Genomic DNA, 21939 nt, shown 5'->3' with positions numbered 1-21939 from the left:
ATGCTCAAGCGACTGGGCGTCGAGCCGGACGACCTGGAAATCGCCGATGCCATCGCCCGCTACGCGCAGAGCGAGCTGGCGCCGAAGGCGGCCGAAGTGGACCGCGCGGAGACGTCCACCACGCGCTATGTGCCGCAACTGGCCGAACTCGGCCTGATGGGGATGAACCTGCCGGAACGCTGGGGCGGCACGGAGACTTCGCCGGTGGCGCTGATCCTGTCGCTGGTGGAGGTTGCCAAAGCCTGCGCTTCGACGTCATCGATGCTCGGCGCGCACTACCTGGCCACCGATTCCATCCTGATCGGCGGCGACGACAGCCAGCGTGCGCGCTACCTGCCCGACGCGGCGGCCGGCACGCGGCTGGGCGCGTTTGCGCTGACCGAGCCGCGCGCCGGCTCCAACCCGGCCGACATGGCCACGCGCGCCACGCCTGAAGGCGAGGGCTACCGGCTACGCGGGGTCAAGCACTTCATCTCCAACGCCGAGGCGGCGGACTTTATCGTGGTCTATGCCAAGACCGACCCGGCCGCGGGCACGCGCGGCATCAGCGCCTTCGTGGTCGACCGCCGCAGCGACGGCGTGCAGGTGGCGCCGGCGGAGAAGCTGATGGGCATCCACGGCGCGCCGGCCCATGAGGTGGCGCTCGACTGCTTCGTGCCCGCCGCCAACCGGCTGGGGCCGGAGGGGACGGGATTCCGCACCGCGATGAAGGTGCTCGACAACAGCCGGCTCGACGTCGCTGCCACCAGCCTTGGCATTGCCGAGGCGGCGCTGGCCTGCGCGGTGGACTGGGCCCGGCAGCGCCAGGTGGGCGGCGAGCCGCTGGCGCGCAAGCAGGGCCTGCAATGGATGTTCGCGGACATGCGCACGCGGCTGGAGGCGGCGTGGTTGCTGACGCTGCAGGCCGCGGCGCGGCGCCGCGACGGCGAGCCCTTTACCGAGCAGGCGTCGATGGCCAAGCTCTATGCGTCGGAGATGGTGGGGTTCGTCACCGATGCCGCGCTGCAGATTCACGGCGGCTATGGCTACACGCGCGAAATGCCGCTGGAGCGGCTGGTGCGCGATGCGCGCATCCTGCGCATCTACGAGGGCTCGTCGGAAATCCAGCGGACGGTGATCGCGCGCGCGGTGCTGGGGTAGGGCCGCCGGAAGGCCAGCGGCGCGGGTCAGGCCGTTTCGGGGGTGTCAGGCGTAGCCGGCGTTGCCGGTGCCTGTGCCTGTGCCTCGGCAGGCGCCGCGACTGCTTCCGCCGCGTCCGCAGCGGCGGGCGCCGCAGCGACTGCAGGCGCGGCAGCCTTGGCCTTCTGGCGTGCGGCGCCGGCGCGGCGCGCCTTCAGTTGCTGGGCGCGCTTGGCATCCGCCAGCGTGACCACGCCGGCCTCGTTGCCGTCCAGGTCCAGCCGCTTGGCGCCTTCCACCATGCACGACCAGTAGCGCGCGCCGCTGCACCAGGTACGGATCGCCTCGCGCAGTTCGGCCTCGTCCAGGCCGAGCTTTGCCGCATGCTGGGTCAGGTCTTCGAAGGTGCCGATCTTCAGCGGCACCTTGGGCGCCGGGTTCTTGGGGAAGGCCTTGGGGAAGTGCTTCTGCAGCCGGGCAATGGAATGCACCACCGGATCGACCTGCTTGGCCGGCGCCGCGGCAGGCGCCGCGCGGCGGCCCTTGGCGCCCGCGGGCGTGTCCGCACCCGCGCCGGTACGTTCGCCGTCACGGGGGCGCTTCGGCGCGCCCTTGGATGCGCCCTTGGACGTGCCTGTCGACGCGTCGCCGGTCGTGCCGCTGGTCGCGCCTTTGCGCGGGCCCTTGCGCTCGCCCTTCCTGGATTCGGCGGCCGCCTTCTTGGCGAGTTGGTCCCTGAGTGCTGCCAGTTGTTCGAAGCCCATGATGTCTGCCGTTGTGTGAACCGGGATTGTATCAAGGCCGGGCAGCTGGCATACCCCGCGGCATCGGGTGGCTTCCGCAGCGGGCGGCGCACACGGCGCCTACGGCCTGGCCCGGGCCTGGGCCGCGAAGGTCCGCCACTCGCGGAACACGGCATCCAGGCAGGCGGCGGTGTCGCAACGGTCACGCTTGTTCCGGAACGCGGCGATATCTGTCTCGTTGATGGTCCCCGCCTTGAGCAGCCGTTGCTGGTCGGCGTAAATGCGCTGGTAGCCCATGGAAAACAGCGCGGATTCGCAGACCAGCCGCTGCGCCTGGGTGGCGACGGCCGGTCTGGCGGACGGGTCGCAATCGATATCGGTGGCCCGGGCGGTGCCCAGGCAGATCACGCCGGCTAAGGCCACGCCAAGGCGGGCGAGGAGGGAGAGGGAAGGACAGCGGTGCATGGCGGGTTTGCAGGAGTCGCCGGGCCCGGCCCGGCGAAGTGCCCGCCATGTTACAGCGCAACCGGCCCCGCAGGCTTGCTGCAGGGCCGCCGGCATCACATCCGTCCCTTCCAGGGCACCAGCCACTTGGCCAGCTTGCGCATCAGCAGGTCAAACACGTAGGCGATCAGCCCGATCAGCACGATGCCCATGATCACCACGTCGGTGCGCAGGAAGTTGGAGGCATTGAGCACCATCTGGCCCAGCCCGGCCGTGGCCGCCACCATCTCGGCGGCCACCAGCGTGGTCCAGCCGAAGCCGATGGCGATGCGCATGCCGGTCAGGATATCGGGCAGCGCCGCCGGGATCACCACATGGCGCACTACCTGCCAGGGGCTCGCGCCCATCGAGTACGCCGCGTTGATCTGCTCGATCGTGACCGAGCGCACGCCCGCCTGCGCCGACATCGCCAGCGGCGCGAAGCAGGCAAGGAAGATCAGCAGCACCTTCGAGGTCTCGTCGATGCCGAACCAGATCACGATCAGCGGCAGGTAGGCCAGCGGCGGCAGCGGGCGGTAGAACTCGATCGGCGGATCGAAGATGCCGCGCGCGATGCGCGACACGCCCATCATCACGCCGATCGGCACCGCGGTGGCGACCGCCAGCGCGAAGGCGCCGAACACGCGCAGCATGCTGGCGGCGAAATGCTCGGTCAGCGGCTGGCCGCCCTGCAGGTTGCCCTGCCAGGCATCGATAAAGGCGGTGAAGATCGACTCGGGCGTGGGCAGGAACAGCGGCGGCAGCCAGCGCAGGTGGCTGGCCAGCCACCATAGCGCCAGCAGCAGCACCACGGTGATGGTGGAAATGCGCGAGCTGGACCCTTCGCCAGGCAGGCGGTAGCCCGACACGGTCTTCATGGGGCGGCCGGGCGGGGCCGCGGGCGCCGCGCCGGCATGCGGCGGCGGCTCGATGCGTTGGACGGTAGCGGACATCTGCTTCTCCTCAGGCGGTGGCATGGATCAGATCGACGATCTCTTCGCGGTAGCGGATGAACTCCGGGTCGGACTTGACCGCGCGGGCGTCGCCGCATTCGATGAAGCGGCGCGCGAACGGCAGTTCATAGGTGTGGGCGATGCGCCCGGGCGAGGGCGTCATCACGATCAGCCGCGTGGCCAGGAACAGCGCCTCTTCCACGCTGTGGGTGATGAAGAAGACGATCTTCTGCTCGCGCGCCCACAGCTTCAGGATCAGCGCCTGGATCGACTCGCGCGTGAGCGCGTCGAGCGCGCCCAGCGGCTCGTCCATCAGCATCACCGCCGGATCGCAGGCGAGCGCGCGGGCAATGCCCACGCGCTGCTGCATGCCGCCTGAGAGCTGGTAGACCGGCTTGGCGGCGACGCTTTCCAGCCCGACCGCGGCCAGTTTTTCATGGGCGATGCGCAGCCGCTCGGCGCGGTTGACGCCGCGCAGGCGCAGGCCCAGCGCGACGTTGTCCTCGACGCTGAGCCACGGCATCAGCGCATGCTTCTGGAACACCACGCCGCGCTCGGCGCCGGGGCCGTGCACGGGCTTGCCGCTCAGCCGGATCTCGCCTTCCGACGGCTCCATGAAGCCTGCAATGCATGACAGCAGGGTGGTCTTGCCGCAGCCCGAGGCACCCAGCGCGACCACGAAATCGCCGCGCTCCATGGTGAGGTTGACCTGCGACAGTGCCAGCGTCTTCGCGCCGCCGGCCGTGCCGTAGTTGACACTGACATTATCGATTTCGAGTTGATACATGATCGGCTTCCGCAACAGGATCGACGGGACCGCCGCATGAAAGCAGGGGGGAGCGGCGGCCAGCTTCAGCGACTGGGGTGCGTGGTCAGCGCAGCGCCCGCTTGGCCCATTCCGCGTTGACGCCGGGACCGTAGTCCGGCAGCACGGTCTGGATGGTGCCCTGCTCCTTGAGGAACTGCGCCGCCGACTGCAGCGCGCGCGCGGCACCGCCGCCGAGCCAGCGCTCGGACACCTGCTCCTGCAGCGTGGGGAAGCTGTACAGCGCCATGCTGGCGGGCACGGTCTCGGGCTTGGCGCCGGAGACCTTGGCCACGGCCTTCACCATGGGCGAATCCGCGGTCCACGACGCCTTGTTGTTGCGGTAGTTCTCGTCCGCCGCGGCCAGCACGCGCACCAGCTTGACCATGAACTCGGGGTTCTCGCGCGCGAACTTCTTGTTGGCGATCATGCCGTCGAAGGTCGCCTTGCCGGTGTCGGCGGCGATCTGTCCCGAGGTGGTCAGCACCGTGCCCGACTGCTTGAGCTTGGCCAGCACCGGGTCCCAGATAAAGGTGGCGTCGATATCGCCGCGCTCCCATGCGGCGGCCACCTCGGGCGGGCGCATATTGACGATGCGCACGTCCTTCGGATTGATCTTCGCGCGCTCCAGTGCGACCAGCGTGTGGTAGTGCGTGGTCGACACGAACGGCACGCCGATGCGCTTGCCCTTCAGGTCGGCAACGCTGGCGATCTTGCTGCCGTTGCGCGCGACCATGGCTTCGGCCGCGTTGATGTCGTCCAGGATCCAGAACAGCTCGACATCGAGTCCTTGCGACAGCGCCGAGGCGATCGGCGAGGTGCCGGCTTCGCCGATGGCGATCTGGCCCGACGCCATGGCGCGGATCACGTCCCCGCCGCCGCCGAACTGCCGGAACGAGACCGTGTAGCCGGTCTGCTTTTCCAGCTCCTTCATGTCCTGCGCATAGCGCCAGGGCACGACCATGTCCTGGTAAGCAATCACTACATTCTTGTTTTGGGCCTGCACGGTCTGTGCGGCCGGCGCCAGCGCCGCCGCCAGGGCGAAATACATCGCGATCTGCTTGATCCACCGCATGGTTGTGCTCCTCGGATGAGAAATGGGTTTGGGGGTCACGGCTTTATAGGTGAGCCCGATTCCGGGCCTATAGGACCAGTTGCCGGAATTCGGTGGGGCCAGAAGCGGCCGCGCGCGCGCAGGCCGCGCCGGGCCGCGGGGAGCGGTGGCGCTGGGCTGCGTCAATCATGGAATTCCTGTACCGGCCGCGGCGGGCGCCAGGGCCTCGCCTGCGCCGCTTGCGGCGTCAACGCCGCGGGCTCGTCGCGCTCAGGCGCTCAGGGAGAACCCGGAGTCGAAGGTCTGCCGCACATCGAGCCGTTGCCTGAGCAGCCCTGCCTTCAGGTAGAAGTCCGCGGTGCGCTGCTGCTCGGCGATCAGTGCCGCGTCGATGCTGCGCCACTGCGTGCGGCGCCGCTCGAACTGCAGCCGCGCTGCCTGCGGCGAGATGCCGATGATGCGGGCCAGCGTCGCCGAGAACTCCGGCACATGCTGGTAGGACCACTGCTGCGCGCGCACCACGCGGTGCAGGAAGTCCTGCAGCACCGCGCGCTTGCTTGCCAGCGCGGCGTCGGTCGCGGCCAGGTAGCTGAGGCCGGACCACAGCCCGCGGCCGCTGACCAGCACGCGCGCGTGCTGGCTGGTTTCCGCCATCGCGGTATAGGGCTCCCACGTGGCCCAGGCATCGATCGAGCCGCTGCTCAGCGCCAGCTTGGCATCCGCGGGCGGCAGGAAGCGCAGGTTGGCATCGTCCGGCTTCAGTCCGGCCGATTCCAGCGCCTTGAGCGCGATCAGGTGCCCGATCGAGCCGCGGTTGGTGCCGATGCTCTTGCCTTTCAGGTCTGCCGCCTGCCGCAGGGGCGAGTCGGGTCGCACCAGCACCGCGGTGCCGTAGGGGTCCGAGCGGTTGGCGCCGATCAGCCGGATGCGCGTGCCGGCGGCCAGCGCGAAGATGGCCGGCGCATCGCCGATCGGGCCGCTGTCGACCGCGCCCGCGTTGAGCGCCTCGGCCAGCGGTGCCGCGGCGGGGAACTCGGTCCACTGGATGTCATAGGCCAGGCCCTCGAGCGCGTTGGCGGATTCGAGCAGTGCGCGCAGGCCGCCCTTCTGGTCGCCGGCCTTTAGCACCGGGCGGCCCTGTGCACGCGCATCGCCGGCGGCGAAGGGGGTGAAGGTGAGGAGGGGGCCGGAGGCGAGCGCGGCCGTGGCGGCGGCGCCGCGGCGCAGGAACTGGCGTCGGGAAGCTGTCATGGCGTTCGGGGTGTTCGGGTGTTCGATATCGGAATCCCCGAACGTACGCGTGCCGCGTCCGCGCACCAACGAATAAATCCGCGCTTCGATATGCGTGGCAGGCGGCGGGCAGCGCCGCGGCGGATGCGCTCAGTCGAGCCCGGCGGACTCGGCGGGATCCCGTTGCGAACGGATGTCCTCCGGACTGAGCAGGATATAGCCGAGCGACTTGAGCAGCTGCACGGCTTCCAGTTCGGCGTCGAGATACACCGGGCGTTCCGGGGTGCGCGCGCGCTGCGCCGGCGGCGGCCACGGGGCGCTGCCGTGCGTGGCCAATGGCGCCAGCGGCGCCGTGTCCTGCAGCCAGCGCGCGGTCAGGATGCGGCAGTGCTCCAGGTTGGGTTTCCACGACACGTCGACGGCCGCATTGAACCGGCCGGTGCAAAGGCGCAGCCGCTTCAGCGCTTTCAGCCAGCCGACGAAGGCCTCGGGCTCGGCCGGCTGGTAGCCGCGCAGCAGGGTCGCGAGATAGTCCTGCGCCGTGCCGCCGTCCAGCGCCGGGTCATCGTCGAGCAGGGCAATTTCAAGCGCCACGTGCTTGCGGCCGTCGTGGTCGTAGATGGTGCATTCGCTATCGACCACGCCTTCGCGCAGCAGCTCGCACAAGAGCGCCCAGGCCCTGGGGTTCTTGTCGAGCCGGCTTTCCAGCGTGGGGTCGATGCGGGCGAGCAGTTCCGGCATGGTGCGCACCTCGCCGGACTGTGCCGCCGCCGCGAATGCCATCGCGTTGGCGGAAGGCCTGTCCCCATGTGCAATCCGTTGCAGCGAGGCATCCTTGAGTTCGCCGATTTCCGCGGCGGTGTCGACCGCGTGCATCCATGCATAGTCTTCCAGGCTGGCGCACAGCTTGCGCGCCGCGCGGGCCAGCTGGCCCCCCAGCGACTGGACAAAACCGGTGCACAGCGCGCACCGGCATTCGAGCCGGCCCGCGTGCAGGAATCCGGCATAGAGCCGCTCCTGGTGTCCGCAATGCGCGCATTCGAGCGAAAAGCCGCCCTGGCGCCCCGGCCGCTGCGATGCCAGCAAACCATCGACCTGGTACTGCGCCCGGCCACCGCAGCATGGGCACAGCCATTGCAGCTTGTGCGCGCCGTCGCGCGGGGCGACGGCGCGCTCGAACTGGCGCGCGATGGCGCTGCGCGGGATGCCCTGGGCGCGCCCGACCACATCGGCGCAATAGCCCCAGTAGCAGTACGAGTGGGCCAGCTCAGCCTGTTCCGCGGACAGCTGCCGCAGTGCCGGCAGCACCGCCGTGCTGCGGCGGATCTCGGGCGCGAGGGCGTCGACGAGCTCCGGCCCGCCCGGCATCGCGGCCTCGAGCGCGGCACGGCTTTGCTCCAGGAAATCGGGTACGTAGACCCGGCGGATGAAGTCCTCGTTCTCCAGCCAGAACAGGTGGCCCGGAAGCGTTTCCAGTGCCTCGATGCCGTCCCTGACTTCTGTCATGCCGGCGCAGGCGAGAAACGTGAACGGCTTACTAAACAGGAATTGGTCTGTCATGTTGTCGTCAACGGCGTATCGCGCCCACGAGCCCCCACATGCTCGTGTGCGATCGACTCACCCCGTGACCAGGCCAAGGCAACGTGCGGAAGGCGCCAGCCGGCAGCGCGCTTCCCCGCTTTGGGGGACTTGCCCCTTGTTGTTGTTCAGTTCATGCGAATGCTGCGCGGATTTTTATCCGTCGCATTGGAAAGCATAGGCGACACGGCGGCTTCGATACAGGGGAATCGAGAAGCATTGCGCAATGCTCCGCGCCACCCGATGCAGCGCTTGCAGTGATGATCTCGACGCCTGGAAGCCGCTGGCGACGCGGTCTGGCAAGTCCGCGTCGCCGGCACGCCGCTTACAGCGGCGCAGGCTGGGGCGGTGCCGCGGTGGCTGCGGCCGCGGGCTTCTTGCCGCCGCCGCTGTAGGCGAAGTACCTGGCCTTGGCGCCCCTGGCCCAGTAAGCCACGGTGAAGTGCTTGCTGTCGCGCCCGTAGAGCAACTCCAGGCTGCCATTGGCGGCGCTCCATTCGGCATAGCCGTTCTCCGCCGCGCCTTCGGTCTTGCGCACGGCGGCATAGCGCTCGTCCAGCTTCCTGCGCACCTCTTCCATGGCAGGGCGCTCGAAGGTCATGGTGACCAGCGCCACCGCATCCTGCGCATCGCAGTTCAGCACCACGCGCGACAGGCCAGGCAGATGGAAGCGCTCGAGGTGCTTCAGTTCCACCGTATCGCCGCCGGCCCACTCGGAGGTGCCGGTCCTGGCATGGTTCTGCGGTGGCGACAGGCGCGAGCATTTGGCCTTGCCCAGTTCCAGGCCCAGCGGCGCCGCGGTATTGCCGGCCGGCTCGGGCTGGGCCGCGGTGGTGGCGGCGTGGACGGAAACGGTGGCCAGCAGTGCGGCGCAGAGCAGGGAGAGCTGCTTCATGTTGAGGCGGGAAAAGGCTTTCACGTTTTGGAATGGTGTTGGATGCGAGATTCTAAAGCCTTCTTGCCCGGACTCTTCCTCGCTTTCGCGCCGCTTTCGCCTGAACGGGTGAGGCGACGCTATGACGTGGCCCGCTCCAGCATCCATCGCCGCGTGCCGGCCCAGAATGCCAGCGCCAGCAGGCTGACCCCTGCGCCCAGCATGCACACGCCGCGCCATCCTGCAACGTCATAGGTCGCCGTGGTGGCAAGCGCGCCCAGGCCGCTGCCGGTCGCATAGAACAGCATGTAGGCGCCGACCAGCCGGCTGTGCGCGGTGGCGTCGGCGCGGAAGATCATGCTCTGGTTGGTCACGTGGATGGCCTGGCCGCCCAGGTCGAGCAGCACAATGCCGAGCGCGAGCGGCCACAGCGAGGCGCCCAGCCATGACAGCGGCAACCACGCCGCCACCAGCAGCACAAGGGCCGCGAAGGTGGTGCGCTGGCCGAGGCCCTGGTCGGCCCAGCGCCCCGCGCGGGCAGCAGCCAGGGCACCGGCCGCGCCGACCAGCCCGAAGGCGCCGATGGCAGTGTGCGACAACTGGTAGGGCGGGGCGCTCAGCGGCAGCACCAGCGCGCTCCAGAAGATATTGAACGCGGCGAACATCAGCAGCGCGATCATGCCGCGGATCTGCAGGACCCGGTCGCTGCGCAGCAGCGCCAACATCGACCACACCAGGCTGGCATAGCGCATGCGCTGCGCGGGACCGGGCAGCACCGGCAGCGAGCGCCACAGCAGCAGGGCCAGCACCAGCATGGCCGCGGCGGCGCAGACATAGACGCTGCGCCATCCGGCCAGGTCGCTGACACCGCCGGCGACCACGCGCGCCAGCAGCAAGCCGGCAAATACGCCGCCCTGCGCGGTGCCGACCACGTGCCCGCGTTCCCGGGGCGCCGCCGCAGCGGCCGCATACGCGATCAGTCCTTGCGTCATGGCGGTGCCGAACAGGCCGGTCAGCAGCATCCCCGCCAGCAGCATCGTGACCGATGGCGCCAGCGCCACCATGGCCAGCGCGCCGGCCAGCGCCAGCACCTGGGCCAGCATCAGGCGGCGGCGCGGCAGCAGGTCGCCGAGCGGCACCAGCAACAGCAGTGCCAGTGCACAGCCGGCCTGGGTGGCGGTGACCACGCCGCCGATGGCGGCGGCACCGATGCCGAAGTCCGCCATCAGCGCGTCCAGCAGCGGCTGCGCGTAATAGACGTTGGCCACGCTGAGCCCGCTGGCGCAGGCGAACAGCAGCACCGCGGCGCGCGGCAGCGGTGCGGGCAAGGCCGCGGGATGGGGGGTGGGCGCTGCCGGGGCCGGCGCGCGCGAGCAGGCTTCCATATCGCTTCCATGTGGTTGCAAATCAAAACCAGTTGAAGCGTAAGCCTGCTAGTTTTAAAATGCAACCACTTTGACAGCGGGCGATGCGCCCAAGGCTAGCCAGACATGGTCACCCGCAAGGATCCGAGCGAAGACACTTGCCCCGTGGCGCGCGCGCTGGCGCTGGTCGGCGACCGCTGGTCGCTGATGATCGTGCGCGATGCCGTCGACGGCATGCACCGCTTCAGCGACTTCCAGCGCAGCCTGGCAGTGGCGCGCAATATCCTGTCCGACCGCCTGCGCCGGCTGGTGGAAGCCGGCATCCTGGCGACGCGGCCCGCTTCGGACGGCAGTGCCTACCAGGAGTACGTGCTGACGGAAATGGGGGAGAGCCTGTTCCCCATCGTGGTGGCGTTGCGCCAGTGGGGAGAGCACCACCTGTTCGCGCGCGGCGAGCGCCGCTCGCAACTGGTGGAAAAGCGCACCGGCAAGCCGGTGCCGCCGATGATGCCGCGCGCCGGCGACGGCAAGGTGCTGTCGCACGACGAGGCGGAGGTGCGCAAGCCGCGCTAGGCGCGGGCCTGCGCCCTGGCGTTCAACTGCCGCGATAGGTGCCGAAGCTCCACGGCGAACACAGCAGCGGCACGTGGTAGTGCTGCGCGGCGTCGGCGATGGTGAAGCGCACCGGCACGATGTCGGCGAATACGTCGGGGGTGCGGAAGTAATCCGCCACCCAGAAGCGCAGCTCGAACTCGCCGGTGCGCGCCTGCGCCGGCGGCAGCATCGGCGCGTCGGTGCGCCCGTCGTGGTTGGTGCGGGTGCGCGCGAGCAGCCGGGGCGGCTGCACCGCAACGTCGAACAGCTCGACCTGCATGCCGGCCACCGGGCGGCCCAGCGATACGTCGAGCACGTGCGTGCTGATACCTGCCATGATGCGATCTCTCCGGGTTTGGCCGCGCGCTCAGCTGCCGCGGTAGTAGTTGTAGCTCCACGGCCCGAACAGCACGGGCAGGTGGATGCGCTGGCCGGCGTCGGTGACGCGCACGCGCAGCGGGATCTTCGACAGGAACGACGGTTGCGGCAGGCTGGCCTTGCGCGCGGCGAAGTATTCGTCGGCATGCAGGATCAGCTCGTAGGTGCCGGTGCGGTAGCTGTCGCCGATCAGCAGCGGCGGCTCGCTGCGGCCGTTGGCGGCCAGCGTGACGGTCTGCAGCGGCACGCGCTGGCCATGGTCGATGCGGAACATCTCCACGCGCATGCCGGCCGCGGGCGTGCCGTGGTAGGTGTCGAGCGCATGCAGCGTCAGGCGCGGGCCAAGGCCGCCTTGCTGCACCGGCGCCGCGGTCTGGTTGGGCGCGTCCGGCGTGGCGCCCCAGCTGGCGCCGGCCAGCAGCGCGCCGCCGCCCAGCGTCATCGATTGCAGCGCGAAGCGCCGGCGCGCGGGATCAAAGGTATGGTCGTCCATCTCAGGCTCCTTGACGGGCAGGCTTGCCACGCAGCTGGCGGATGCCCACCAGCACCAGCACCGCGGCCAGCACTTCGATCACGGCCACCAGGTACAGCCCGGAGGTCAGCTTGCCGGTGGTGTTCTTGACCAGCCCCATCACGTACGGGGCGCCGAAGCCGGCCAGGTTGGCCACCGAGTTGATCAGCGCCACGCCCACCGCGGCGGCGCTGCCGGCCAGGTAGCGGTTGGGCAGCTGCCAGAACACCGGGATCGCGCTCATGGTGCCCACCAGCGCGGCGGTCATTGCCAGCAGCGCGATCACCGGCGACAGCACCTGCGCGCCCAGCAGCACCGCCAGCACGGCCATGGCACCGCCGCCGACCAGCGCCGCGCCGCTGAAATGCCAGCGCACTTCGTTGCGGCGGTCGGAATGCGCGCCGTTGAGGATCATGCCGGCGGCGCCGCACAGGTACGCCACCGCGGCGATCCAGCCCACTGCCATCGGCGTGGTGAAGCCCACGTCCTTGATGATGGTCGGGATCCAGAAGGTCAGCGTCGAGTTGGCGCACAGCAGGCAGAAGAAGATCGCGATCAGCAGCCAGACCTTGGGGTTGGTGAAGAGCGTGCGCCAGTCGTGGCCGCGCTCGCCCATCGCCGCATTGTCGCGCTTGAGCGCGTCCTGCACCACGCGCTTCTCGGCGTCGGACAGCCAGCGTGCCTGCTCGGGCTTGTCGGTCATGTAGAACCAGGCAAAGATGCCGGCCAGCACCGACGGGATGCCCTCCAGGATGAACAGCCACTGCCAGCCGTGCATGCCGTTGACCCCCGCCATGCCGGTCATGATCCAGCCTGCCAGCGGGCCGCCCAGCACGCCGGCGATGGCGGACGCCGACATGAAGGTGCCGAAGGCGCGCGCGCGGCGCTGCGACGGGTACCAGTAGGTCAGGTACAGGATCACGCCGGGGTAGAAGCCGGCCTCGAACGCGCCCAGCAGGAAGCGCAGGATGTAGAACTGCGTGGGCGTGGTGACGTAGCTCTGCAGCATGCAGATCACGCCCCAGCAGATGGTGATGCGCATGATCGTCTTCTTGGCGCCGATCTTCTGCAGCAGCATGTTCGACGGCACTTCGAAGAAGAAGTAGCCCAGGAAGAAGATGCCCGCCCCAAGGCCGTACACGGCCTCGCTGAAGCGCAGCGCGTCCAGCATCTGCAGCTTGGCGAAGCCGATGTTGACGCGGTCCAGCCACGCCAGCACCCACAGCACCCCGAGGAAGGGCAGCAGGCGCCAGGTTACCTTGCGGTAGACGCTGTCCTCGGCGTCTTCGGCGGTGCCGGCGAAGACCGGTACGCCTTGTTTCGTGATCGACATGATGTCTCCTGTCTTGTGGTGTTCTGCCAGGCCGGGGCCTGGTGGCGGTGCATGCGGTCCGCCGGGTTGGGAGCAAGTATATGAATGGCCCGCCGATGCGAAACGAGGGGGCTGGTATAGGCCCCATAGCAGCGCCGATATGGGCCGCTATCCCTTGCCTGTGGCGGGTTTGCGGGAATCCGCGGCGGCCACGTGTAGACCTATGGATTACCCTGATCGGCCCGCTGCTGGGATGCCGCGCACGCGGCGCGGCGGCGCCTGTCCGGGTTCCACCAGTTGCCGTGCGGTGCGCGACACGCTACAAAGTCGCCATGGCCTGGCATACCGGCACCGCCGCGAGCGGCGGCAGCCGCACCCGCCATGCTTTCTTTGTTCCCGCCTTTATTCCCCTGCCACGGACCCAACATGATTCGCGCCGACGACCCGTTCGACACCTACCTGCTGCGCGTGCTGTGCATCCTGATCGCCGAGCAGAGCGTGTCGCGCACGGCGATCCGCCTGAACCAGTCGCAGCCGGCCATCAGCGCCGCGCTCAAGCGCCTGCGTGCGATCTTCAACGACCCGCTGCTGACGCGCGAGAAGAACGTGATGGTGCCGACCGAGCGCGCGCTGCAGCTGGCGCGCAACGCGCAGGCCGCGCTCAGCGCGCTCGACAACCTGCTGGTGTCGGACGACCGCTTCGACCCGGCCACCACCGAGCAGAGCTTCGTGGTGGCGATGCCGGACTACCTGGCGCCGCCGTTCTTTGCGCACGTGGTGCGCGCCGTGCGCCGCGCCGCGCCGCATGCGCGGCTGTCGGCGCTGCCGCTGGGGACCAGCTTCGACTATGAGCAGGCGCTGTCGGCGGGCACGGTCGATATCGTGATCGGCAACTGGCCCAATCCGCCCGAGCACCTGCACCTGTCAGTGCTGCTGGAGGACGAGGTGGTGTGCGTGGTGGCGCAGGACAGCGTGCATGCGCAGCCGGGCAAGTTCACCGCGCAGGCTTACCTGGGCGCATCGCATATCGTGCCGACGCCGTACTCGCGCGACCAGCGCGGGCTGGTGGATGCAGGCCTGAGCACCATGCGCGTGCACCGCGACAACCGGATCAGCTGTCCTTACTTCAACCTCGCGCCCAGCCTGATCCCCGGCACCGACCTGATCCTGACCACCGCGCGCCATTTCGCCAACTACCATGCGCAGCATGTGCCGCTGGCGGTGCTGGAGCCGCCGATCGAGTTCCCCTTCATGCGCTTCTACCAGCTGTGGCACCCGTCGCGCCACCGCTCCGCCGCCCATGTCTGGCTGCGCGGCATGCTGAGCGCGGCCTCGCAGGAACTGCGCGACCTGCGCGACATGCATCGCTAGCGGTATCGGTTTCTGTTATGCGATCTATAGGGCGCGGGCTCTCGCCGCTGCGGCGGGGCGTTCCTATACTCGGCCCCGTATCCAACGATCCGCCTTGCGCGGGATCCCTACGGGAGAAGCCTCCATGTCTCACCCCCTCGACCTGGCGTCGGTCAACGCCCTGGACGAAGCGGCCTTTGCCGAGGCCTTCGGCAGCGTGTTCGAACACTTTCCGCAGGCCGCGGCAGGCGCCTGGGCGCAGCGGCCGTTCGCCTCGGTGGCGGCGCTGCATGGCGCGATGATGGACGTGGTGCGCAAGCTCGACGCGCCGCGCCAGTGCGATTTCCTGAACCTGCACCCGCAGCTGTCGGCGCGCAATATCCGCGCGGGCACCATGACGGCGGATTCCAACGCCGAGCAGAAGAGCGCCGGACTGGATGCGATGTCGGTGCAGCAGGAGGCCGCGCTGGACCAGCTCAACGCCGACTACCAGGCGCGCCACGGCTTCCCCTTCATCATCTGCGTGCGCCACTACACTCGCGAAGGCATCTTTGCCGCGTTCGAGCGCCGCATCGGCCGCAGCACGCAGCAGGAACTGGACGAGGCGCTGGCGCAGATCGCGGCCATCACGCGCGGACGGCTGATGGCGCGGCTGGCCGGCTGAGCCTGGCGCCTAGCCAAAGGCTTCAAGCCCCAGCGCCAGCATCCCGACCAGCATGAGGCTGAGGGCCCAGACCGCCTCCAGGTTGAACCAGCTGCGCGAGACGAACTGCAGCCCCAGGTAGCGGTAGACCAGCCATGCCATGCCGCCGCCCATGGCAAACATGGCCAGCGTATGCAGCAGCGCGACCGCCAGCGCCATGCCCAGGTTGGCACCGGCGAGCGTGGCCGCGGCCTGGTGCCCCGGCTCGCTATCGGTTCGGCACAGGCCAAGATAGATCGGCACCAGCATCAGCCCGGCGCCATGCGCGATCGCCACCGCGAACGACCACAGTGCCAGGCGCGACGGCGCGATGCGCACCAGTGCGCGCGGATGGCCGCGCCTGAGCAGCAGCGCGATGCCGCCGGCGATCAGCAGCAGGCTGGCGCCGATGCGGATCTGCGCCTGCCAGGCGACCAGCGCGGCCAGCATGCCGAACGGCAGCGTCACCGCCAGCACCGCCAGCGCGTGCCCCGCCGCCAGATACCCCAGCGCCGCAAGCAGGGCGCGGCCGCTGTGCGTCAGCAGGCCATTCGATACCGCCAGCGGCCATCCCATCGCCGGGTTGACGCCGTGATAGAGCCCGCTGGCCAGCACCGCCGACCACAGGCCCAGCTGTTCCCAGTCGTGCCCGCTCAAGCCCTGGCCGAGGGATAGCAGAACGAATCGGTCGAGCAGTCGCCGCCTTCCAGCCGGATCTGGTGCGCGCGGTAGCCTTCGGGAAACTCGACCCAGTAGTCGTCGGCCAGCTCCAGGCCGCCGTCCGCTCCGGCGCGGGCCATGACCTGCGCGCCTGGAATGCCGTCGGGATAGAACTGCTGGTCCCAGGTGGAATACAGCGAGTTGGTCCAGTAGACGCGCTCGCCGTCGCGGCTGATCTCCACCATCTGCGGGCCGCCGGCGAAGGGCTTGCCGTTGGGGTGCGGAGTGCGGCGGACCATGCCGCCGAGATGGACCGAGCCGGCCAGCCGGGGCTTGCGCGGATCGGTGACGTCGTACTGCCGCATCTCGCCCGTGCCCCAGCACGACACGTAGAGGAATTTGTCGTCCAGCGACAGGTCGATATCGGTCACCAGCGGCGGCACCGCGCCGAAGCCTTGCAGCAGCGGCGGCAACTGGCTGGCATCGGCGGGCTCGGCCGGGATCGTCGCCGTCTTCTCGGCGTGGAACTTGCCGTCTTCGCGCCACCAGGTCCAGATCGAGCCTTCCAGGTTGGTGGTGTCGACCACCACGCCGACGAAGCCGTACTCGCGCACCGGATCATGCGCGGGCCGGACTTCCAGCGCCATCTGGTGATTCGCGCCGAGGTCGATGGTCTGCACGTTGCGCCGTGCGCGCAGGTCCCAGAAATGCAGCTTGTGGCCGTAGCGGTTGCCCAGCAGATCCTCGGGCACCAGCCCGTTCTCGAACTGCGGGGGCAGGGCCCATTCGCTCGACACCATGTAGTCGCGCGGCAGGTTCCACCAGAAGTCGTAGTGCTTCTGCTGCTCGCCGCGGTCGATCTCCCAGCGGCCCAGCACCTCGAAGGTCTCGCAGTCCATGATGAAGATGCCGGGCGGGCCATCGGTGCCATCCGGCCCGCTGCCGCCCAGCGTGCTGACATAGATGCCTTCCGGGCCGCAGTGCACGGTATGCGGCCGCGAATAGCCGGTCTTGCGGAAGATCTCGTCGGGCTCGACGATCTTGTGGATGCGTGCCTGGGTCGGATGCGGCCTGGTGTCGACGATATACAGGCGCGACGAGCGCATTCCCGGGATGATCAGGTAGCGCCGCTCCAGGAACGCATGGCCGGTCAGCGGCGACAGTGCCGACGAACAGGCGTTCCAGCCGAAGTGATGCAACTCGTCGCCCTTGTGCGTCATCGGCACGGTATGCACCACCTGGCTGTAGGTCGGCGATCCGGGCTTGACGTCGATCACCGCGAGCGCGTCGGGCTGCGCGCCGTCAGGGCTGAGCAGCACAGTGTAGGCAAAGGATTCCGCTGGCGCGTGGATCGCAAGCTCCGGCGAGGCGTGAAACGTCGGATCTGGCCGCATGTTCATGGTGAGCCCCTCCCTGGTCCTGGCGGACCTCGCGACATCGCCGGTACGTCACCTGACGCGTGGCCGAGTGCGCGGTAAGCCTACTTAGCCTAGGTCGTTCTGCATGCCGAGTCAAAGCCGCGCATGCCGCGGCGCATGCGTGGATTCATGCGGGCGGAAGGTCCGGTTTGCGAAATACAGATTGTCGGAAACACGCGGATCGCGCACAAAGGAGGCTTGATCAGGCAAAGGAACATCCGGGCGATGGACGCGGCAATCGTGGAAGGCAAGGACCAGGCTTACGGCCTCGACAATCCGGCACTGGAAAGCATCGGGGTCAGGATCACCCATTGGCGCGACGACCATGTCGAGCTGGAACTGCCGCTGGCGCCCAATATGCTCAACCGCAGCCGCGTCGTGCATGGCGGCACGATCTGCACCTTGCTCGATGCCGCCACCGGCTATGCCGGTCTCTACTCGGCGCCGGGCGAGAGCCCGCGGCATGCGGTCACGCTGTCGCTGACGTCGAACTTCCTCAGCAACGGGACCGGCAAGCTGCTGACGGCGAAGGGGATGGTCGACCGCCGCGGGCGTTCGATCTTCTTTTCGCGGGCCGAGGTGTGGCTGGATGGCGAACTGCTGGTGGCCACCGGTGTCGCCACGATGAAGTACCTGAAGTAAGCGGCCCGCCTCAGGCGCCGTCCTGGCGCCAGCGCGTCGGCGACTTGCCGAACTGCGCCGCGAACCAGCGCGAGAAGGCGCTCGGTTCCGAAAATCCCAGCAAGGTGGCGACCTGCGCCAGCGGTCGCGCCGGATCCTGCAGATGGCGCTGCGCCAGCTCGCGGCGCACCTCATTGACCAGTGTGGAAAACGTCAGGCCATCCTGTTCCAGCTGGCGCTGCAAGGTGCGCGGGCTGGTGCCGAGGCTTTGCGCGACCTGTTCCACCGCACCGCGTCCGCGCGGCAGCAGCTGGTTCAGGGTGCGCCGCACGTCCGCGGCGATGGATGGCTTGCCGGCGCCCGGTTGCAGGTCAAGGAAACCCCGCGCGTAGCCGGCCAGGCTGGCATCGGCCAGCGGATTGACGCGGTCCAGGTCACCGCTGGCAAGCACCAGCCCGTCGAAGTCCGAACCGAATTCGATGCGCGGCCCGAACAGGCGCCGGTGGAGGCGCAGGTCGGCCGGCGCCGCATGCGCGAAATGCACGCTGTGCGGCATCCACGACTCGCCCAGGATGGCGCGGATCAGGCTGTGCAATGCGGCCACGGTCAGCTCCATCGCCTGCCTGCCCGGCTGTTGCCGTCCGGTTTGCAGCGTCACGTGCAGCACCGCGACACCGGGATGCTCGGTGACCAGGATGGCGATGGAGTCGCTGAGCCAGTGGCGGTAGCGCTCGATCTCGGCCAGGGCGTCGCGCAGCGTGGGCTGGTGCTGCAACAGCAGGCTGACCGGGCCGAAGTCCGACAGGCGCCACGATTCCCCCACCATCAGTCCCAGCGAATGGCAGCCCGTCTCGCGCGCGGAGGCCTCCAGCACTTCCGCCAGGCGCTGCTCCGGAATGCGCAGGTCGGGCGTGTACAGGCACGCCTGGTCCAGGCCTGCCCGGGCCACCATCCGCACCGGATCCAGGCCCGCGCCCCGGGCGATTCCCAGGTATTTGGTCAGCGATGCGCTGCGAACGAGGACGGTCATGGGGGCTGCCGCGAGAGTGGGGTGGGGGCGTCGGTCGTGGCCGTCGTCAAATGGCAAATCGTGGCGCGATCGGTCAAGGGCGCTGCGCCCCGGCTGTCTCACAATCGACTGCGCCGCGCCAATGATAGCGGCGCGGGCAGGACACCACAATCAGGAGACAGCCTTGGCCAAAGCCATTCGCATGTATGAGACCGGAGGCCCCGAAGTCCTCCGCTACGAGGACGCCGAAGTCGGCGATCCGGGCCCGGGCGAGGTACGAATCCGCCACGTCGCGGTCGGGCTCAACTATGCCGACACTTACTTCCGCAACGGCACCTACCCCGTGCCGTTGCCCAGCGGCATGGGGGTCGAGGCGGCCGGCGTGGTGCAGGCGGTGGGCCCGGGCGTGACCCACATCGTGGAGGGCGACCGCGTCACCTATACCGGCTTCACCAACACACTGGGTGCCTACTGCACCGAGCGCCTGGTGCCCGCCGCGCCGCTGATCCGCCTGCCGGATGCGATTTCCTTCGAGACCGCCGCGGCGATGACCATGCGCGGCCTGACCTCGGCCTACCTGATGCGCCGCATCTATCCGTTCAGCGGCGGCGAGACCATCCTGCTGCACGCGGCCGCCGGCGGGGTGGGGCTGATCGTCTCGCAATGGGCCAGGCTGCTCGGCCTGACCGTGATCGGCACGGTCTCGACCGAAGCCAAGGCCGAGCTGGCGCGCGCGCATGGCTGCGACCACGTCATCGACTACAGCCGCGAGGACGTGGCAACGCGGGTGCGCGAGCTGACCGACGGCACGGGCGTGTCGGTGGTGTTCGACAGCGTCGGCCGCAGCACCTTCCAGGGCTCGCTGGATTCGCTCAGGCGGCGCGGGCTGATGGTCTGCGTCGGCACCGCCTCGGGCACGATTCCGCCGTTCGATCCGCAACTGCTGGCGCGGAAGGGCTCGCTCTACCTGACCCGTCCGGCGCTGGCCGACTACATCGCCGATCCCGCCGAGAAGGCCGAACTGGCCGCGGAAGTGTTCGGCCACGTGGCCGCGGGGCGGCTCCGCATCGGCATCAACCAGCGCTACGCGCTGCAGGAAGCGGTCCAGGCCCACCGCGACCTGGAGTCGCGCCGGACCACCGGCTCTTCGATCTTCGTGCTGTAAAGGAGCGTCTTCATGCGAGTCCAACCACTTACCTGCAGCATCGGCGCCGAACTGAGCGGCGTCAGCCTGGCCGATGGCGCGCGCGATGCGGCGCTGTTTGCCGAGATCAGGTCGCTGCTGCTCGAGCACAAGGTGCTGTTCCTGCGCGACCAGCAGATCTCGCGCGCCGATCACGTGGCGTTCGCGCGGCGCTTCGGCGAACTGGAAGACCATCCGGTGGCGGGCAGCGATCCCGACCATCCCGGCCTGGTGCAGATCTATCGCAGCGACAAGCGCGAGAACTACGAGAACAGCTACCACACCGACGGCAGCTGGCGCGAATGCCCGCCGATGGGCTGCGTGCTGCGCTGCATCGAGTCGCCGCCGGTCGGCGGCGACACCATCTGGGTCAACATGGCCGCGGCGTACGAGCACCTGCCCGAGGAGATCAAGCAGCGCATCGCCGGCCTGCGCGCCAAGCACGGCATCGAGCATTCCTTCGGCGCGGCGATGAGCCCGGAGAACCGCGCCAGGCTGGCGGCGCAGTACCCCGCGGTCGAGCACCCGGTGGTGCGCACGCATCCGGAGACCGGCGAAAAGGTGCTTTATGTCTGCGGCTTCTCCACCCACTTCGTCAACTTCCACACGCCCGAGAACGTGCGCTACGGACAGGACAAGACCCCGGGCGCGAGCCATCTGCTGAACTACCTGATCAGCCAGGCGGCGATTCCCGAGTACCAGGTGCGTTTCCGCTGGCAGCCCAACAGCGTGGCGATCTGGGACAACCGCTGCACCCAGCACTACGCGGTGCAGGACTACTGGCCGGCGCCGCGCAAGATGGAGCGCGCCGCCATCATCGGCGACAAGCCGTTCTGAAGCACGCCGGCCGCCAGGCCCGGCCTGGCCAGCGCCACGATCAATGGAGACATGCCGTGCATTACCTAGATGGGTCCCTGTTCCCCGAAAACCAGCAGCCGCTGATCATCACCGCGGCACCTTACGCGCCGGGTTGGCTGCCTTCCGATTTTCCGGAGGACATTCCGGTAACGATGGAAGACCAGATCCAGAAGGCCGTTGACTGCTACAACGCGGGTGCGACGGTGCTGCACCTGCACGTGCGCGAACTCGACGGCAGGGGCTCGAAGCGCCTGTCCAAGTTCAACGAACTGATCGCCGGCGTGCGCAAGGCGGTGCCGGAGATGGTGATCCAGGTCGGCGGATCGATCAGTTTCGCCCCGGAAAACGAGGGCGATGCCGCCAAGTGGCTGTCCGACGACACGCGCCACATGCTGGCCGAACTCGATCCGGTGCCGGACCAGGTCACGGTCACGGTGAACACCTCGCAGATGAACGTGACCGAGCATGCCGAGCTGGCGGATTTCCGGGGCACCTCGCGCGAAAACCCCGCCATCTTCAACGCGTACAAGGAAATGACGGTGCCCGCCCAGCCCGGCTGGGTCGAGGAGCATATCCGCCGCTTGTCGGCCGCCGGCATCCAGAGCGCGTTCCAGTGCTACAACATCAATAGCTTCGAATCGGTCGAGCGGCTGATCCGGCGCGGCATCTACAAGGGCCCGCTGGTGATGAACTGGGTTGCGATCAGCGGCGGCATGGATGCGCCGAGCGTGTTCAACCTGGCCAACATGGTCCGTGCGGTGCCGGATGGCGCGGTGCTGACCGTCGAAAGCTCAGTGCGCAACGTGCTGCCGGTGAACATGATGGGCATCGCGCTGGGGCTGCATGTGCGCTGCGGCACCGAGGACTGCCTGTGGAACCAGTCGCGCACGGCCAAGATGAGCACGGTGAAGCAGATCGAGCAGCTGGTGCGCATCGCCGGCGAGTTCGGCCGCAAGGTCGCTACCGCGCAGGAAGCGCGAGAGATCCAGAGGATCGGCGTGTTCTACGACACGGTCGAAGAGACGCTGGCGGCCAACGGCTTCGCGCCGAACCGCAATGGCGGCAACCAGGGCTTCCTGCGCAAGGCCGCCTGAACCGGGCCGGCTGCCACTGGCATGCGGCCCGCAGAAGGGCAGGGGTGGCAGCTGGCTGCCCCGAAC

Annotated in this window: 23 protein-coding genes; 8 read left to right on the top strand and 15 right to left on the bottom strand. The window is 68.8% G+C overall.

The window, feature by feature from the left end:
• Window positions 1-1140, top strand: a complete 1140-nt coding sequence (locus C7416_RS19705) for an acyl-CoA dehydrogenase family protein (RefSeq protein ID WP_111520475.1) — start codon at window positions 1-3, stop codon at window positions 1138-1140.
• 26 nt (window positions 1141-1166) lie between these two features.
• On the opposite strand, the gene C7416_RS19700 is transcribed toward C7416_RS19705, so the two are convergent.
• From C7416_RS19700 to C7416_RS19660, 9 genes are all read right to left on the bottom strand, one after another.
• Window positions 1167-1883, bottom strand: a complete 717-nt coding sequence (locus tag C7416_RS19700; RefSeq protein WP_111520474.1) for a ProQ/FinO family protein — start codon at window positions 1881-1883, stop codon at window positions 1167-1169.
• A gap of 99 nt (window positions 1884-1982) precedes the next feature.
• Window positions 1983-2327, bottom strand: coding sequence for a hypothetical protein (locus C7416_RS19695; RefSeq protein ID WP_111520473.1), 345 nt, complete (start codon window positions 2325-2327; stop codon window positions 1983-1985).
• A gap of 95 nt (window positions 2328-2422) precedes the next feature.
• Window positions 2423-3298, bottom strand: coding sequence for an ABC transporter permease subunit (locus tag C7416_RS19690; protein WP_111520472.1), 876 nt, complete (start codon window positions 3296-3298; stop codon window positions 2423-2425).
• A 10-nt stretch (window positions 3299-3308) separates the two neighbouring features.
• Window positions 3309-4085, bottom strand: a complete 777-nt coding sequence (locus C7416_RS19685) for a taurine ABC transporter ATP-binding protein (RefSeq protein ID WP_062804169.1) — start codon at window positions 4083-4085, stop codon at window positions 3309-3311.
• A gap of 85 nt (window positions 4086-4170) precedes the next feature.
• Complete coding sequence (tauA, locus tag C7416_RS19680) at window positions 4171-5178, bottom strand: taurine ABC transporter substrate-binding protein (RefSeq protein WP_111520471.1); 1008 nt, start codon at window positions 5176-5178, stop codon at window positions 4171-4173.
• A 249-nt stretch (window positions 5179-5427) separates the two neighbouring features.
• Window positions 5428-6408, bottom strand: a complete 981-nt coding sequence (locus C7416_RS19675; protein WP_111520503.1) for an ABC transporter substrate-binding protein — start codon at window positions 6406-6408, stop codon at window positions 5428-5430.
• A gap of 129 nt (window positions 6409-6537) precedes the next feature.
• A complete protein-coding gene (locus C7416_RS19670; RefSeq protein ID WP_111520470.1) occupies window positions 6538-7947 on the bottom strand; it encodes a hypothetical protein in 1410 nt (469 codons plus the stop codon).
• 343 nt (window positions 7948-8290) lie between these two features.
• Window positions 8291-8860 (bottom strand): hypothetical protein, encoded by a 570-nt coding sequence (locus C7416_RS19665; protein WP_181461278.1) that lies wholly within the window; start codon window positions 8858-8860, stop codon window positions 8291-8293.
• A gap of 119 nt (window positions 8861-8979) precedes the next feature.
• Window positions 8980-10224 carry an MFS transporter gene (locus C7416_RS19660; RefSeq protein WP_111520468.1) on the bottom strand — a complete coding sequence of 415 codons (1245 nt, stop codon included), beginning with the start codon at window positions 10222-10224 and terminating at the stop codon, window positions 8980-8982.
• A 105-nt stretch (window positions 10225-10329) separates the two neighbouring features.
• Between C7416_RS19660 and C7416_RS19655 the strand changes: the two genes are divergently transcribed.
• Entirely contained in the window at window positions 10330-10776 is a 447-nt protein-coding gene (locus tag C7416_RS19655) for a winged helix-turn-helix transcriptional regulator (RefSeq protein ID WP_111520467.1), read from the top strand.
• Between the two features lie 22 nt (window positions 10777-10798).
• Here C7416_RS19655 and uraH read toward each other — a convergent pair whose 3' ends face one another.
• Genes uraH through C7416_RS19640 form a run of 3 tightly spaced genes read right to left on the bottom strand, consistent with a single transcriptional unit; the run spans window position 10799 to window position 13019 of the window.
• A complete protein-coding gene (uraH, locus tag C7416_RS19650; protein WP_012355646.1) occupies window positions 10799-11134 on the bottom strand; it encodes a hydroxyisourate hydrolase in 336 nt (111 codons plus the stop codon).
• 30 nt (window positions 11135-11164) lie between these two features.
• Entirely contained in the window at window positions 11165-11668 is a 504-nt protein-coding gene (locus C7416_RS19645; protein ID WP_111520466.1) for a hydroxyisourate hydrolase, read from the bottom strand.
• Between the two features lies 1 nt (window position 11669).
• The gene (locus tag C7416_RS19640; RefSeq protein ID WP_111520465.1) at window positions 11670-13019 is read right to left on the bottom strand and encodes an MFS transporter; all 1350 of its coding nucleotides are present in this window, start codon (window positions 13017-13019) and stop codon (window positions 11670-11672) included.
• Between the two features lie 405 nt (window positions 13020-13424).
• Between C7416_RS19640 and C7416_RS19635 the strand changes: the two genes are divergently transcribed.
• Complete coding sequence (locus tag C7416_RS19635; protein WP_111520464.1) at window positions 13425-14369, top strand: LysR family transcriptional regulator; 945 nt, start codon at window positions 13425-13427, stop codon at window positions 14367-14369.
• Window positions 14370-14493: 124 nt separating this feature from the next.
• The gene (gene uraD, locus C7416_RS19630) at window positions 14494-15012 is read left to right on the top strand and encodes a 2-oxo-4-hydroxy-4-carboxy-5-ureidoimidazoline decarboxylase (protein ID WP_111520463.1); all 519 of its coding nucleotides are present in this window, start codon (window positions 14494-14496) and stop codon (window positions 15010-15012) included.
• A gap of 9 nt (window positions 15013-15021) precedes the next feature.
• Here uraD and C7416_RS19625 read toward each other — a convergent pair whose 3' ends face one another.
• The gene (locus tag C7416_RS19625; RefSeq protein WP_111520462.1) at window positions 15022-15687 is read right to left on the bottom strand and encodes a hypothetical protein; all 666 of its coding nucleotides are present in this window, start codon (window positions 15685-15687) and stop codon (window positions 15022-15024) included.
• Window positions 15684-17090, bottom strand: a complete 1407-nt coding sequence (locus C7416_RS19620; protein WP_111520461.1) for a selenium-binding protein SBP56-related protein — start codon at window positions 17088-17090, stop codon at window positions 15684-15686. Before C7416_RS19620 ends, C7416_RS19625 begins: the two co-directional genes overlap by 4 nt.
• A 243-nt stretch (window positions 17091-17333) precedes the next feature.
• Here C7416_RS19620 and C7416_RS19615 point away from each other — a divergent pair, with 243 nt between their 5' ends.
• On the top strand, window positions 17334-17750 hold the full coding sequence (locus C7416_RS19615; protein WP_111520460.1) for a PaaI family thioesterase: 417 nt from the start codon (window positions 17334-17336) through the stop codon (window positions 17748-17750).
• A 10-nt stretch (window positions 17751-17760) separates the two neighbouring features.
• Here the strand turns inward: C7416_RS19615 and C7416_RS19610 are convergent, their stop codons facing one another.
• The gene (locus tag C7416_RS19610) at window positions 17761-18759 is read right to left on the bottom strand and encodes an AraC family transcriptional regulator (RefSeq protein ID WP_111520459.1); all 999 of its coding nucleotides are present in this window, start codon (window positions 18757-18759) and stop codon (window positions 17761-17763) included.
• A gap of 163 nt (window positions 18760-18922) precedes the next feature.
• Here C7416_RS19610 and C7416_RS19605 point away from each other — a divergent pair, with 163 nt between their 5' ends.
• The 3 genes from C7416_RS19605 to C7416_RS19595 are packed head-to-tail and all read left to right on the top strand — an operon-like array spanning window position 18923 to window position 21873.
• Window positions 18923-19903 (top strand): quinone oxidoreductase family protein, encoded by a 981-nt coding sequence (locus C7416_RS19605; RefSeq protein ID WP_111520458.1) that lies wholly within the window; start codon window positions 18923-18925, stop codon window positions 19901-19903.
• 12 nt (window positions 19904-19915) lie between these two features.
• Window positions 19916-20758, top strand: a complete 843-nt coding sequence (locus C7416_RS19600; RefSeq protein ID WP_111520457.1) for a TauD/TfdA dioxygenase family protein — start codon at window positions 19916-19918, stop codon at window positions 20756-20758.
• A 56-nt stretch (window positions 20759-20814) separates the two neighbouring features.
• Window positions 20815-21873, top strand: coding sequence for a beta-keto acid cleavage family enzyme (locus C7416_RS19595; RefSeq protein ID WP_111520456.1), 1059 nt, complete (start codon window positions 20815-20817; stop codon window positions 21871-21873).
• Window positions 21874-21939: the final 66 nt, after the last annotated feature.

This window comes from Cupriavidus phytorum (genome assembly GCF_003254285.1).
Taxonomy (GTDB): Bacteria; Pseudomonadota; Gammaproteobacteria; order Burkholderiales; family Burkholderiaceae; genus Cupriavidus; species Cupriavidus phytorum.
This window is presented reverse-complemented; position numbering and strand designations above follow the sequence as displayed.

Coding starts and splice junctions, on each gene's coding strand:
- C7416_RS19695 (WP_111520473.1), bottom strand. CDS start 2,327: ATGCACCGCTGTCCTTCCCTCTCCCTCCTCGCCCGCCTTGGCGTGGCC.
- C7416_RS19640 (WP_111520465.1), bottom strand. CDS start 13,019: ATGTCGATCACGAAACAAGGCGTACCGGTCTTCGCCGGCACCGCCGAA.
- C7416_RS19675 (WP_111520503.1), bottom strand. CDS start 6,408: ATGACAGCTTCCCGACGCCAGTTCCTGCGCCGCGGCGCCGCCGCCACG.
- uraD (WP_111520463.1), top strand. CDS start 14,494: ATGTCTCACCCCCTCGACCTGGCGTCGGTCAACGCCCTGGACGAAGCG.
- C7416_RS19620 (WP_111520461.1), bottom strand. CDS start 17,090: ATGAACATGCGGCCAGATCCGACGTTTCACGCCTCGCCGGAGCTTGCG.
- C7416_RS19615 (WP_111520460.1), top strand. CDS start 17,334: ATGGACGCGGCAATCGTGGAAGGCAAGGACCAGGCTTACGGCCTCGAC.
- C7416_RS19610 (WP_111520459.1), bottom strand. CDS start 18,759: ATGACCGTCCTCGTTCGCAGCGCATCGCTGACCAAATACCTGGGAATC.
- C7416_RS19635 (WP_111520464.1), top strand. CDS start 13,425: ATGATTCGCGCCGACGACCCGTTCGACACCTACCTGCTGCGCGTGCTG.
- C7416_RS19690 (WP_111520472.1), bottom strand. CDS start 3,298: ATGTCCGCTACCGTCCAACGCATCGAGCCGCCGCCGCATGCCGGCGCG.
- C7416_RS19665 (WP_181461278.1), bottom strand. CDS start 8,860: ATGAAGCAGCTCTCCCTGCTCTGCGCCGCACTGCTGGCCACCGTTTCC.
- C7416_RS19660 (WP_111520468.1), bottom strand. CDS start 10,224: ATGGAAGCCTGCTCGCGCGCGCCGGCCCCGGCAGCGCCCACCCCCCAT.
- C7416_RS19705 (WP_111520475.1), top strand. CDS start 1: ATGCTCAAGCGACTGGGCGTCGAGCCGGACGACCTGGAAATCGCCGAT.
- C7416_RS19670 (WP_111520470.1), bottom strand. CDS start 7,947: ATGACAGACCAATTCCTGTTTAGTAAGCCGTTCACGTTTCTCGCCTGC.
- C7416_RS19645 (WP_111520466.1), bottom strand. CDS start 11,668: ATGGACGACCATACCTTTGATCCCGCGCGCCGGCGCTTCGCGCTGCAA.
- C7416_RS19600 (WP_111520457.1), top strand. CDS start 19,916: ATGCGAGTCCAACCACTTACCTGCAGCATCGGCGCCGAACTGAGCGGC.
- C7416_RS19685 (WP_062804169.1), bottom strand. CDS start 4,085: ATGTATCAACTCGAAATCGATAATGTCAGTGTCAACTACGGCACGGCC.
- C7416_RS19655 (WP_111520467.1), top strand. CDS start 10,330: ATGGTCACCCGCAAGGATCCGAGCGAAGACACTTGCCCCGTGGCGCGC.
- uraH (WP_012355646.1), bottom strand. CDS start 11,134: ATGGCAGGTATCAGCACGCACGTGCTCGACGTATCGCTGGGCCGCCCG.
- tauA (WP_111520471.1), bottom strand. CDS start 5,178: ATGCGGTGGATCAAGCAGATCGCGATGTATTTCGCCCTGGCGGCGGCG.
- C7416_RS19700 (WP_111520474.1), bottom strand. CDS start 1,883: ATGGGCTTCGAACAACTGGCAGCACTCAGGGACCAACTCGCCAAGAAG.